This window comes from Clostridium sp. UBA5119 (assembly GCF_002414285.1).
GTDB classification, from domain to species: Bacteria; Bacillota; Clostridia; order Clostridiales; family Clostridiaceae; genus Clostridium_J; species Clostridium_J sulfidigenes.
In genome coordinates this window covers 107948-121216 of the sequence record NZ_DHYX01000039.1, presented here as the reverse complement: position 1 = coordinate 121216, position 13269 = coordinate 107948, and the positions used below count along the sequence as shown (strand labels likewise).

Here is a 13269-nt window from a genome sequence, read left to right as displayed (position 1 = left end):
AATTCAAAGACGCTCTTATGGTAATTGTATCGAATGTTTTATCAAAAATTGTCTCTATAGCTGAAAATATGTTATTGTTATTTATAATACCAACTTTAGTATATTTCTTTTTAAGTGACGGAGATAGTATTTCAAAGGGAATCATGAAATATATGCCTTTTAGCAATAAATATGCCATTAGAAGAGCTTTAAATCATATGGATAAGGTAATGGAAAGATATATAATAACTCAGTTTGAATTGTGTGGAATAATTGGTATATTAACATTTATAGCACTAAAGTTAAGTGGTATAAAATACGCTTTAATATTATCTTTAGTAAATGCAGTATTTAATATAATACCATATTTTGGGCCAGTTATAGGAGCTATTCCAATAATTTTAATAGCACTTTTAACATCTACCAAGAAAGCTGTTATTGTTATATTTTGGTTGTTTGTAATTCAACAGCTAGAGGGAGATATTATATGCCCTAAAATTTTAGGTGAAACCGTAGATTCCCATCCAGTAACAATACTATTATTACTTATAATAGGTGGTAGTATAGGTGGAATTTTAGGTATGATTATTGTAATTCCACTATGGGTAATGATTAAAATAGTTGTAGGAGAAATAGATTATTATTTATTTTAGTTTAGAATTGTTGACAATTTCTGAAATGCTAAATATAATTTATCATATAAGTAGAGAATGAAAATCTATGATTTAGTGTGAATCACTTACTCAGCGAAGGCAGTGAGTCGAGTTTCAATTAAGTAGAGAACTCAAATCTATGATTTGATGTGAATCACTTAATCAGCGAACGCAGTGAGCCGAGTTTCAATTAAATATGAAGTTATGATAAGAATTAGTAGATATGGGAAGCTTTCAGAGAGAAAGTGGTAGGTGAAAACTTTTAGTGAAACATATTGAAGCTGTCTTGGAGCTATAATTAATTAAGAGATACTAGTTAATCTAGTATAATTAGGGTGGTAACGCGGAAAACTTTCGTCCCTTTTCAGGGATGGAAGTTTTTATTTTTTTATTTTATTTTAGAAAAATTGAATAAAAGTCATTGTTATTAGAAAGAATTAGGAGGAATGTAATATGAATAATATGGGTTTAAATGAAATAAGAGAAAGCTTTTTAAAGTTCTTTGAAAGTAAAGAGCATTTAAGACTTAACAGCTTTTCTTTAGTGCCTAAGAATGATAAAAGCCTTTTACTAATAAATGCGGGGATGGCTCCATTGAAGCCATATTTTACTGGTATTCAGACGCCACCAAGTAAAAGAGTAACAACTTGTCAAAAGTGTATAAGAACTGGTGATATTGAAAATGTAGGAAAAACCTCAAGACATGGTACTTTTTTTGAGATGTTAGGAAATTTTTCTTTTGGAGATTATTTCAAAGAAGAAATTATAGTATGGGCTTGGGAGTATATAACAGAGGTTCTAAAAATATCTAAGGATAAATTATATGTAACTATATATCTTGAAGATGATGAGGCTTTTGATATTTGGACTAAGAAAACTGATATAGAGCCAAGTAGGATCTTTAGATTAGGTAAAGAAGATAACTTCTGGGAACATGGTGCTGGTCCATGTGGTCCATGTACAGAAATTCATTATGATAGAAAATCAGATCTTCCACAAATAGAAACTACTGAAGAATTTATTAAAGCTGGTGATGAAGATAGAGTAATTGAATTTTGGAATTTAGTTTTCACACAGTTTGACGGAGATGGTAAGGGTGGATATGAGAGATTAGCAAATCCTAATATAGATACAGGAATGGGACTTGAGAGAATATCTACTATAATGCAAGGTGTAGATAATATCTTTGAAGTAGATACAATCAAGGATGTTTTAAATGCAGTTTGTAAAAAATCTGGAAAAATCTATGGCGAAAATAAAGATTTAAATGTGTCTATAAGAATAATAACTGACCATGTAAGAAGTATTACCTTTATGATAGGAGATGGAATATTACCATCTAACGAAGGTAGAGGATATGTATTAAGAAGACTTCTTAGAAGAGCTGCAAGACATGGAAGAGTTTTGGGAATAACAGGTACATTCCTAAATGAACTTTGTAACGTAGTTATTGATAGTTCAAAGGGAGCTTATGAAGAATTAGAAGAGAAAAAAGACTATATTAAGAAGGTCATTAGCTTAGAAGAAGAAAGATTTGCAGAAACCATAGATCAAGGTATGGATATATTAAAATCCTATATCGATGAAATGAATGCTGAAAAAATAAAAGTATTAAGTGGAGAAAAAGCATTTAAACTTTATGATACTTTTGGTTTCCCAGTTGAACTTACCGAAGAAATTTTAGCTGAAAAGGGAATGAAAATTGATTTCGATGCTTTCCATAAACAAATGGAAAAGCAAAGGAATACAGCAAGAGCTGCAAGAGGTACATCAAACTATATGGGAAATGATGAAGGTGCTTTAAATAATATCCCAATGGAAATAACTACTGAGTTTTTAGGATATGGCAATATAAGTAGTAAAGGTAAAGTTTTATATATGATAAAAGATAATGAGTTTGTAAGCAAATTAGGAGAAGGGGAAAAATTTGTAGTTGTTACTGAAAAAACTCCATTTTATGCAGAAATGGGGGGGCAAGTAGGAGACGTTGGAACTATATACACGGATAAATTCCAAGGAAAAGTTTTTGATTGTAAAAAGAGTACCAGAGGTCATATACTTCATTTTGTAGAAGCTATTAAAGGAGAACTTAAGATAGATGATATTGTTGAATTGTTTTTAGATTCCACTGTGAGAAGTAATATATGCAAAAATCATACTGCTACTCATATGCTTCATGAAGCTTTAAAAGAAGTTTTAGGAGACCATGTAAATCAAGCAGGATCTTATGTAGATGGGGATAGATTAAGATTTGATTTTACCCATTTCTCAGCTATGACTTCAGAACAACTTAAAGAAGTAGAAGAAAGCTTAAATAGTGAAATTCTTAAGGCTTATGATGTAAACACGGAGATTATGACTATAGATGAAGCTAAAGAAAAGGGAGCTGTGGCTTTATTCGATGATAAATATAAAGAGGATGTTAGAGATGTATCTGTAGGTGAATATAGTAAGGAACTATGCGGTGGAATTCATGTTAAGAATTCTGGCGAAATAGGGCTGTTTAAGATTCTAAGTGAGAGTGGAGTAGCAGCTGGAATCAGAAGAATTGAAGCTGTTACAGGTGTTAAATCTGAAAGCTATGTAAATGAAAAAGAGGAATTATTAAAAGAAATATCTGCAACTTTAAAGTGTGGAGAAAAAGATTTATTAAATAAGTTAAATGGATTACTTACTACTTTAAAAGAAAAAGAAAAAGAAATACAAGGATTGAAGGAAAAATTAGCTAGTGGTATTGAAGATGAAATAATTAATAAAGCTGAAAATATTAAAGGAATCAATGTAATTGCAGCTGCACTAGATGATATTGGAGGAGATGCACTTAGAAACCTATGTGATAAACTTAGAAATAAAGTTTCAGATGCAGTTGTAGTTCTTGGGAGTAGAGTTGCTGGAAAGGTTCAATTTGTAGTAATGGCTAGTAAGGAAGCAGTTGCAAAAGGTGCTCATGCTGGAAAGATTATTAAAGAGGTAGCTATCATCGCTGGTGGTGGTGGTGGTGGAAGACCTGACATGGCACAGGCAGGTGGAAAGAAACCAGAAAAACTAGATGAAGCAATTTCAAAGGTAAGTCAAATAGTAGAAACTTTAGTAAAATAGTATACTTTTTGTATCCAATGATGGTATAATAGAAAATAAAGTAAGGTTGAGAAGGTGATATAATGGATAAACAACATACAGTTCAGTTTGATGTAATGAAAGATAAGAAAGATATGACAAAAGTTATACTAACTGATGTATATGATGCTCTAATTGAGAAGGGCTATAATCCTGTTAACCAGTTAGTAGGATATCTTATATCTGGCGACCCAACTTATATAACTAACTATAATGGCGCAAGAGCATTAGTAAGTAAACTAGAAAGAGACGAGATATTAGAAGAAGTTTTAAAATCTTATCTAGATATAAAATAAAAATGCCTTTTAAGGCATTTTTATTTTAAAATTACACATAATATGTAGTAGGCAAAAGTGTAATATGGTCCGTTAAAGATGTATATAGTGTTGGAATAATAAATTAATTTTATCCATTAGTGTTAATTATAATAGTATATAATTATTAATTTGTAATGATCAGAATAAGGAGCACCTATATAAGGATAAAGAACTCTGTTTATCATAATGGAGCTCCTATATTTGTAATATACAGTGAGGAGAAGAGCATGAGAGTACTTGGATTAGACGTGGGTGATAGAACTATTGGAGTAGCTATAAGTGACCCACTAGGCTTCACAGCTCAAGGAATTACTACCATAAGACGTAAAAAAGAAGAGGCAGATATAGAAGAAATTATAAAAATATGCAACGAATATAATGTTGATACTATAATTTCAGGATTACCTAAGAATATGAATGGCACTATAGGTGAGCAAGCGGAAAAGGTACAAAGATTTTGTGAAGCTTTAAGAGAGCACGTAAACATAGAAATTAAATTTTGGGATGAAAGACTTACTACTAGGGCAGCACATATGGCTATGTTAGAAGCTGATATGTCAAGAAAAAAAAGAAAAGGTTTGGTTGATAAGATAGCTGCTACTTATATTTTACAGGGGTACTTAGATAGTCTTAGTAAATAGTATTATCATGAATAAGACAGTATATAGTATAAATTTAAATAGGTACATATATCTTACAGAATTATATTATAGATAATTTCTATATAGAAAAACACCACAAATTGTAGAAGGAGGGAATTTTTATGGAAAATTTTTTAGAAAATATAACATTAACTGACGAAGAAGGTAATGACGTTGAGTTTGAAGTTATAACCAAGTTAGAAATAGAAGATACAGAGTATTTTATAGTAGCACCTATTGATGACGAAAATGAGGATGCTATTGCATTGAAGGTTCTTAAGGATGAAGATGGAGAAGAATACTTTGCAACAGTAGAGGATGAAGAAGAGTTTAACATGGTTAATGATGCTTTTGAAACTCTATATGATGAAGGCGTTATAGAATAAATATACTTCACCTAGTGGTGAAAGGAGTAGTGTTAATTTATGTCTAATGAGAAAATTGAAAATTTAAAACTTATTCTAAAAGAAAAGGGCTATAAATTGACACCTCAAAGAAGGTCTATACTTGATGAAATTATTAAAAATGAAGGTAGCCACTTAACCACAGAAGAAATATATGACTTAGTAAAGGTTAATTGTCCTGAAATTGGACTTGCAACTGTGTATAGAACTGTTCAGTTATTAGAAGAAATGGGAGTTCTATATAAACTTGATTTAGATGATGGATGCAGTAGATACGAACTTTGTGATGAAGATGAAAGTCATCAACATCATCATTTGATTTGTCAAAATTGTGGTAAAGTCATTGAGGTTGAAGGAGATCTTTTAGAGGAGTTAGAGCAGGGAATAGAAAAAAAGTATAACTTTAAAATAAAAAATCATAGTTTAAAGTTTTATGGAATTTGTGATAATTGTTCTTTACAATAATAACTTTATTATTAGTAAAGATGTTATATAAATCTATACTATATGATATTAAAATTTCTCTTGAAATTAAATATATATATGTGCAGATTAGATTAAGATGCTTAAAAACCTTATCTTTTATATTAATAAAGTTAGGCAGAGCATAAAGTAAATTATGTAGAAAAGGAGGGTAGGTTTTGAAAAAAGAAAAAGAGAAGATTAAAATAATTCCTTTAGGGGGATTAAATGAGATTGGTAAAAATCTAACAGCTATAGAATATAAGAATGATATAGTTGTTATCGATTGCGGATTGAAATTTCCAGATGATGAGATGTTGGGAATTGACGTAGTTATACCAGATGTTACTTATCTAGTTAAGAATCTTGATAGAGTAACTGGAATATTTTTAACCCATGCTCATGAAGATCATATTGGTGCCTTACCATATGTATTAAAGCAAATTAATGTTCCAGTTTATGGGACTAAACTCACACTGGGAATTGTGGAAAGTAAGTTAAGAGAGCATGCATTATTAGGAGTGGTTGACTTAAGAGAAGTTAAGCCGAAGGATATCATAAAGCTTACTAGTGTATCTGTAGAATTTATTAAAACAAATCACAGTATAGCAGATTCGGTAGCTATAGCTATACACACACCATTAGGGGTAGTACTTCATACTGGAGATTTTAAGATTGACTTTACACCTATAGATGGCAAGGTTACAGATTTAACTAGATTTGCAGAGCTAGGAAAAAAGGGAGTAACTGTACTTTTAGCGGATAGTACTAATGTAGAAAGACCAGGATATACTATGTCTGAAAGCATAGTTGGAGAAAGTTTCGAGAAAATTTTCCATGGCGCTAAGGGTAGGGTTATCGTTGCAACTTTTGCTTCTAATATTCATAGGGTTCAACAGATAATAACAGCAGCTAGAAAGTATAATAGAAAAGTTGCACTTTCTGGTAGAAGTATGGAAAATATAATCGCAGTTGCTATAGAACTTGGATATATCACTATAGAAGAAGATGCATTAATAAGTATAGATTCTATGGGGAAATATCGTGATGATGAAATAGTTATGATAACTACAGGGAGTCAAGGAGAACCTATGGCAGCTCTTTCAAGAATGGCAGCTTCTGAACACAAGAAGGTAAATATACAAAAGGGAGACCTAGTAATATTATCTGCATCGCCTATACCAGGAAATGAGAAATTGGTTTCTAAGGTAATAAACCAGTTGTTTAAACAAGGGGCAGAAGTAGTATATGAATCCTTAGCAGAAGTTCACGTATCAGGTCATGCATGCCAGGAAGAGTTAAAACTTATGCATTCTTTAGTAAAACCTAGATTCTTCATCCCAGTTCATGGTGAATATAGACATTTGAAACAACATGGTGAGCTAGCTGTTAAGTTAGGTTTGCCAGAAAAAAATGTATATATAGGAGAAAATGGAGATCTTATTGAAGTAAGTAGAACATCTATAAGAAAAGCGGGTACGGTAGCTTCAGGGCAAGTTTTCGTAGATGGGCTTGGAGTTGGAGATGTAGGAAATATTGTTCTAAGGGATAGAAAACATCTATCACAAGATGGTATTCTAACTGTTGTAGTTACCATGGGTAAAGATACTGGAAGTGTTATTGCAGGTCCAGATATAATTTCAAGAGGCTTTGTCTATGTTAGAGAATCTGAGGATTTAATGGAAAAGGCTAGAGTGGTAGTTAAAGAGGCTCTTGCACATTGTGAAGAAAAACACATTACGGAATGGCCTACTATAAAAGCATCAATTAGAGAAGCTCTTAGAGAGTACCTTTATGAAAAGACTAAGAGAAGACCAATGATTTTACCTATAATTATGGAAGTTTAAAAAGCTTCATTTTTCATTAATTTCTATAAGTTAAGATTACACAAATAGTAATTAATGATAAATCTATTCTGTATTGGGATTTAATAATGTTTTAATAACATTGACTTTTTATCCACATAATATTAGAATTGAAATAGTTAATTTAAATTGGATACTTAAGTATCCAATTTTATTTTGTAGTTTATTATTAAAATAAAATTTTGGAGGAAAAATATGAATTTATATACAAGAGAAGATATAAGAAACATCGCTATAATAGCTCACGTTGACCATGGTAAGACAACTTTAGTGGATGCGCTTTTAAAGCAGAGTAAAGTATTTAGAGAAAATGAAGTAATGCAAGAGAGAGTTATGGATTCAAATGATTTAGAGAGAGAAAGAGGAATAACTATTCTTTCAAAAAATACTGCAGTAATGTATAATGGAGTTAAAATAAACATTATAGATACTCCAGGCCATGCTGATTTTGGTGGAGAAGTTGAGCGTGTACTTAAAATGGTAGATAGTGTTTTACTTGTAGTAGATGCTTATGAAGGAGCTATGCCACAAACTAAGTTCGTTCTAAAAAAGGCCCTTGAACTTGGATTAGATCCAATGGTTGTTATCAATAAAATTGATAGAAAAGATGCAAGACCAGAGGCAGTTATAGATGAGATCTTTGACTTATTTGTAGAATTAGGTGCTACAGATGAGCAATTAGATTTTAAAATAATATATGCATCTGCTAGAGATGGAGTTGCTGTATCAGAACTTGAAGATGAAGCTGTAGATATGGTTCCATTATTCGAAGCAATTATTGAAACTGTACACCCACCAAAAGGTTACATAGACGAGCCATTACAAATGCTAGTAACATCAATAGATTACAACGAGTATGTTGGTAAAATTGGAATAGGTAAGATTGAAAGAGGAACCATTAAAAAGAATCAAACCGTAGCTCAAATGTCAAAGGATGGAGCAAAGAAAAATGTAAAAGTATCAAATGTTTATACTTACGATGGATTAAAAAGAGTTGAAGTAGAAGAAGCTAAACTTGGTGATATTATAGCTATATCAGGAATTCCTGGTATAAATATTGGAGAAACAATAGCAGATNNACCCAGAAGCATTGCCATTTGTTGATATTGATGAGCCAACTCTTAGTATGAACTTTATAGTTAATAACTCGCCATTCGCAGGTCAAGATGGAGATTTTGTTACATCTAGACACTTAAGGGATAGACTTATGAAAGAACTTGAAACTAATGTAAGTTTAAGAGTTGAAGAAACTGATTCAGCAGACTCATTTAAAGTTAGTGGAAGAGGAGAACTTCATCTTTCAATTCTTATTGAAACTATGAGAAGAGAAGGTTATGAATTCCAAGTATCTAAGCCATCTGTTATATACAAACATGAAAATGGAGAACTTTTAGAACCTATGGAAAACTTAACAATGGACGTACCAGAAGAGTATATGGGAGTTGTTATGGAAAAGATGGGTCCAAGAAAAGCAGAGATGGTTAACATGACTAGTGCTGTCAATGGATATACTAGGCTTGAATTTAAAGTTCCATCAAGAGGAATAATTGGATTAAGAAATGAGTTTATGACTGAAACTAGAGGGAATGGAATAATGAACCATGTTTTAATTGGTTATGAAAAATACAAAGGTGATATAATAGAGAGAAATAGAGGATCGCTAGTTGTGTTTGAATCTGGAGAATCTATTGGATATGGATTATTCAATGCACAAGAAAGAGGAAGATTATTTATAGGACCAGGTGTTCCAGTATATCAAGGAATGGTTTGTGGAGAATGTTCAAGAAATGAAGATATAGAAGTTAATGTATGTAAGAAGAAACATCTTTCAAATACAAGATCTTCAGGATCAGATGATGCACTTAAATTAATACCAGTACCTAATATGTCATTAGAGCAATGCATAGAATTTATAGCTTCTGATGAGCTTGTAGAGGTTACTCCAAAAACTATAAGATTAAGAAAGAAAATACTAGATCCAACCTTAAGAAAGAGAGCAGCATTAAGGAAATAATATTTCCGTTCATGGGGGTGTAATATGAAGAAAATTGTAGGTATAATTGTAATAGTGTTAATAGCAATATTAACAGTCAGTGGTTTTTATTACAATTATGCGACAAAGTCTCCATTAAAAGGTGAGGAAGTCACCGTAGTTGTAAATGAAGGGGATTCTCTTTACAACATATTAGATAGGTTAGATAATCAAGGTTTTATAAAAAGCAAAACATTGATGAAGATTTATATGAAGTTGCATAATACTTCAGCAGAACTTGTACCAGGAACATTTAAGTTATCAGGTAATTTAAGCTTTGAGGAGATAATTGCTGTTTTAGAGAATAAAAATAATGAAGGCTCTATATCTGTAACTATTCCAGAAGGATATGATATAGAAAAAATGGCTATATTATTTGAGGAAAAAGGATTATTTACTAAGGATGAGTTCTTAAAAGCTATAAAGGAATATGCAGCTCCTGATTATATTCCAGCAAAGGAAGGAAGGAGATATGATTTAGAAGGATTTTTATTTCCTGATACATATTTCTTTAATCCAGGAGTTAAACCTAATGAAGTTATAGCTACTATGAATAATGCTTTTAATTCTAAAATTAATAGTATTATTNNAGAAGGAACTAATATTTACGATATAATAACTATAGCTTCTCTTATTGAAAATGAAACTAGAGTAGATGAAGAGAGACCATTAGTTTCCTCAGTTATATACAATAGGTTAAAAAAGGAAATGAAGCTACAGATTGATGCTACAGTTATTTATGCTTTAGGTGAGCATGTAGATACTGTTTTAAATAAACATTTAGAGGTAGATTCACCTTATAATACTTATAAAAATCATGGATTGCCATTGGGGCCTATATCTAGTCCAGGAATATCATCAATTTTAGCATCAGCTAAGCCTAAAAGTACTGATTATTTATTTTACGTTTTAGAAAAAGATAAAACACATCATTATTTTACTGATAATGATGTAGACTTTATGAATAAGTTAAAAGAATTAGGATACTAAGATATTAAAATTGAATAAAAAGTTGTAAGCTCAATAATTTTGAGCTTATAACTTTGTATTATAAAATTATTATATTCTTAATAGTAAATATATATGATATGGATAAGAGATTTTAAATAGAGTATATAAATAATGATTAAATTATATAGGATTATATGGAGGAAGAAATGAGCGGTATTACATATGATTATATGGAAAAGTACTTAAGAGGTCTCATAGGAGATTCTAAAGGGATGTTAAAAGAGTTAGAAGATTTTGCGGAAGAAAATGCAGTACCTATAGTTCAAAAGGAAACTGCTAGATTAATAGAGTTTATGATTAATTTAAAAAAACCTAAAAAGATACTTGAGCTTGGCACAGCAATAGGATACTCCTCCATTTTAATGTCCTTAGCATCGGAAAATAATGTTACTATAACTACCATTGAAAGAGATGAGAAAATGGTAACCATAGCAACTGAAAATATAAAAAAAGCAGGTTTAGATGAAAAGATATCAATAATACAAGGTGATTGTTTGGAAATCCTTGAAGGATTAGATGATGAGTATGATCTGATTTTTATGGATGCAGGTAAAGGTCATTATAGTGAATTTTTACCTCATTGCATAAGAATGTTATCAAAGGATGGAATAATTATATCAGATAATGTATTGTTTAGAGGTATGGTTGCATGTAAAGACTTGATGATAAGAAGAAAAATTACTATAGTAAAAAGAATGAAGAAATATATGGAGACAATCTCAAAGGATGAAAATTTACTTACAACAGTAATACCAATGGGAGATGGTATAGCACTGACAGTTAGGAGGAATGAAAATGAAAACACCGGAACTATTAGCTCCAGCAGGGAACTTGGAGAAGCTTAAAGCAGCAATAAATTTTGGAGCAGATGCAGTATATCTAGGTGGTAGCAAGTTAAATCTTAGAGCCTTTGCAGATAATTTTAGCAATGAAGAATTATTAGAAGGTATAGAATTTGCTCATTCAAAAGGTAAAAAAGTATATGTAACTTTAAATGTATTTCCACATAATGATGATTTAGATGGTTTAGAAGATTATCTGAAGGAATTATATGAAGCAGGAGTAGATGCAATTATAGTATCAGACCCTGGTATAATTATGATGGCTAGAGAAACAGTACCAAATATGGAGTTGCATTTAAGTACTCAAGCAAATACTGTTAACTGGAAGACTTGTGAGTTTTGGCATAAGATGGGGGTAAAAAGAGTTGTTTTAGCTAGAGAGTTGTCCCTTGAAGAAATAAAAAAGGTACAAGAGAAAATACCTGAAACTATGGATTTAGAGATATTTGTTCATGGTTCTATGTGTATGGCGTATTCAGGAAGATGTCTTATATCTAACTATATGGTAGGGCGAGATTCTAATAGAGGGTCTTGTGCACAACCATGTAGATATAAATATCATCTAGTAGAGGAAAAACGTGAAGGAGAATATTATCCTATCATGGAAGATGATAAGGGAACATATATAATGAATTCTAAGGATTTATGTATGATTGAGCATATTCCAGAACTTATGGAAACTGGCGCACTGTCATTTAAAATAGAGGGTAGAATGAAGAGTACTTACTATGTGGCAAGTGTTGTTAAAGCTTATAGAGAAGCTATAGATGAATATATGAAATCCCCAGAAGACTATAAGTTTAATCCAAGATGGTTAGAAGACTTAAATAAACCTAGTCATAGACAATACTATACTGGATTCTATTTAAATGAAGAAAATAAACAAGTTCAAGATAGTTCAGCCTATGTCAGAAATTATGACATTATAGGTATAGTTAAGGATTATAATAAAGGAACAGGAATAGTTACAATTGAGCATAGAAATAAAGTAGTTGAAGGAGCTCAAGTAGAGGTTTTAAGACCGATAGGAGAAAATAAGCAAGTTGTTCTTAGAGACCTTCATGATGAAAAAGGAAATAAAATTGAATCAGCACCTAGTTCAAAAATGATATATACTGCTAAAGTTGATGAAGAATTAGAAGAAAATGATATTATAATAAAGGCTAAGGAGGAAGTTTGATGAAACGTCCAGTTATAATAGGAATAACAGGTGGAACTGGTTCAGGAAAAAGTACTATAGCGAAGGAAATATGCAAAAGTTTTGATGGAAATTGCATAGCTATGATAGAACAGGATTGTTATTATAAGGACCAAAGCCATTTAACTATGGAGGACAGAGTAAAGACAAACTATGATCATCCATATGCCTTCGATACAGCCTTATTAGTAAATCATTTAAAATCTTTAATTCATGGTAAAGCTATTGAGAAGCCTCAGTATGATTTTGAGGTGCATAATAGAAAAAAAGAAACTATACTAGTGGAACCAAGAGAAATAGTAATAGTAGAAGGAATACTTGTTCTTGAGGATGAATCTCTTAGAGACATGTTAGATATAAAAATATATGTAGATACTGATGCGGATGTAAGATTCATAAGAAGACTAGTAAGAGATATTAATGAAAGAGGAAGAACTGTAGATTCGGTAATAACCCAATATTTAACTGTAGTTAAGCAGATGCATGAACAATTTACAGAAAATACTAAGAAGTATGCAGATATTATTATACCAGAAGGTGGACATAATAAAGTAGCTATAGAAGTTATTAAAGGAAATATCCACCAGATATTAGCAAGACAAGAGTAATTATTACATAGGTCAGTATAAACAAGTTTCAAAAATTTGGTATTAAACACCTTTCTTTAGTCAAAGATTATACTAAGGGAGGTGTTTTTATTGTTTCAAAAAAGTAATAAAGGGAAGGTAGCAAAGAGAAATTATTACCT

At 31.1% G+C, this 13269-nt stretch carries 11 protein-coding genes, 1 pseudogene and 1 other annotated feature; all 12 genes and pseudogenes read left to right on the top strand.

The features are described 5' to 3' along the window. Positions 1 to 632, top strand: a 632-nt coding sequence (locus B2671_RS05875; RefSeq protein WP_346869559.1) for an AI-2E family transporter, incomplete at its 5' end; no start/stop codon positions are given. Between the two features lie 195 nt (positions 633 to 827). Next, positions 828 to 997, top strand: a binding site (T-box leader). 88 nt (positions 998 to 1085) lie between these two features. Next, positions 1086 to 3731, top strand: coding sequence for an alanine--tRNA ligase (gene alaS, locus B2671_RS05870; protein ID WP_346869558.1), 2646 nt, complete (start codon positions 1086 to 1088; stop codon positions 3729 to 3731). 62 nt (positions 3732 to 3793) lie between these two features. Next, positions 3794 to 4045: an IreB family regulatory phosphoprotein gene (locus B2671_RS05865; protein ID WP_035133250.1), complete on the top strand. Its 252-nt coding sequence runs from the start codon at positions 3794 to 3796 to the stop codon at positions 4043 to 4045. Positions 4046 to 4293: 248 nt separating this feature from the next. After that, positions 4294 to 4707 (top strand): Holliday junction resolvase RuvX, encoded by a 414-nt coding sequence (gene ruvX / locus B2671_RS05860; protein ID WP_035133253.1) that lies wholly within the window; start codon positions 4294 to 4296, stop codon positions 4705 to 4707. Between the two features lie 122 nt (positions 4708 to 4829). Further along, a complete protein-coding gene (locus tag B2671_RS05855) occupies positions 4830 to 5093 on the top strand; it encodes a DUF1292 domain-containing protein (RefSeq protein ID WP_035133255.1) in 264 nt (87 codons plus the stop codon). A gap of 39 nt (positions 5094 to 5132) precedes the next feature. Next, positions 5133 to 5576, top strand: coding sequence for a Fur family transcriptional regulator (locus tag B2671_RS05850; RefSeq protein ID WP_035133257.1), 444 nt, complete (start codon positions 5133 to 5135; stop codon positions 5574 to 5576). Positions 5577 to 5752: 176 nt separating this feature from the next. Continuing rightward, a complete protein-coding gene (locus B2671_RS05845) occupies positions 5753 to 7420 on the top strand; it encodes a ribonuclease J (protein WP_346869557.1) in 1668 nt (555 codons plus the stop codon). Between the two features lie 213 nt (positions 7421 to 7633). Beyond that, positions 7634 to 9452, top strand: a pseudogene (gene typA / locus B2671_RS05840) (translational GTPase TypA). Between the two features lie 24 nt (positions 9453 to 9476). Continuing rightward, on the top strand, positions 9477 to 10460 hold the full coding sequence (gene mltG / locus B2671_RS05835; protein WP_346869556.1) for an endolytic transglycosylase MltG: 984 nt from the start codon (positions 9477 to 9479) through the stop codon (positions 10458 to 10460). 167 nt (positions 10461 to 10627) lie between these two features. Further along, the gene (locus B2671_RS05830) at positions 10628 to 11326 is read left to right on the top strand and encodes a class I SAM-dependent methyltransferase (protein WP_150843621.1); all 699 of its coding nucleotides are present in this window, start codon (positions 10628 to 10630) and stop codon (positions 11324 to 11326) included. Then, the gene (locus B2671_RS05825) at positions 11277 to 12503 is read left to right on the top strand and encodes a U32 family peptidase (RefSeq protein ID WP_346869555.1); all 1227 of its coding nucleotides are present in this window, start codon (positions 11277 to 11279) and stop codon (positions 12501 to 12503) included. Before B2671_RS05830 ends, B2671_RS05825 begins: the two co-directional genes overlap by 50 nt. After that, positions 12503 to 13129 carry a uridine kinase gene (gene udk, locus B2671_RS05820; protein WP_346869554.1) on the top strand — a complete coding sequence of 209 codons (627 nt, stop codon included), beginning with the start codon at positions 12503 to 12505 and terminating at the stop codon, positions 13127 to 13129. Before B2671_RS05825 ends, udk begins: the two co-directional genes overlap by 1 nt. The last annotated feature ends 140 nt before the right edge of the window (positions 13130 to 13269 follow it).

What these genes read in the sequence shown, in the direction of transcription:
- B2671_RS05830 (WP_150843621.1), top strand. Translation starts at nt 10,628, where the DNA reads ATGAGCGGTATTACATATGATTATATGGAAAAGTACTTAAGAGGTCTC.
- B2671_RS05855 (WP_035133255.1), top strand. Translation starts at nt 4,830, where the DNA reads ATGGAAAATTTTTTAGAAAATATAACATTAACTGACGAAGAAGGTAAT.
- ruvX (WP_035133253.1), top strand. Translation starts at nt 4,294, where the DNA reads ATGAGAGTACTTGGATTAGACGTGGGTGATAGAACTATTGGAGTAGCT.
- B2671_RS05825 (WP_346869555.1), top strand. Translation starts at nt 11,277, where the DNA reads ATGAAAACACCGGAACTATTAGCTCCAGCAGGGAACTTGGAGAAGCTT.
- B2671_RS05865 (WP_035133250.1), top strand. Translation starts at nt 3,794, where the DNA reads ATGGATAAACAACATACAGTTCAGTTTGATGTAATGAAAGATAAGAAA.
- alaS (WP_346869558.1), top strand. Translation starts at nt 1,086, where the DNA reads ATGAATAATATGGGTTTAAATGAAATAAGAGAAAGCTTTTTAAAGTTC.
- udk (WP_346869554.1), top strand. Translation starts at nt 12,503, where the DNA reads ATGAAACGTCCAGTTATAATAGGAATAACAGGTGGAACTGGTTCAGGA.
- B2671_RS05850 (WP_035133257.1), top strand. Translation starts at nt 5,133, where the DNA reads ATGTCTAATGAGAAAATTGAAAATTTAAAACTTATTCTAAAAGAAAAG.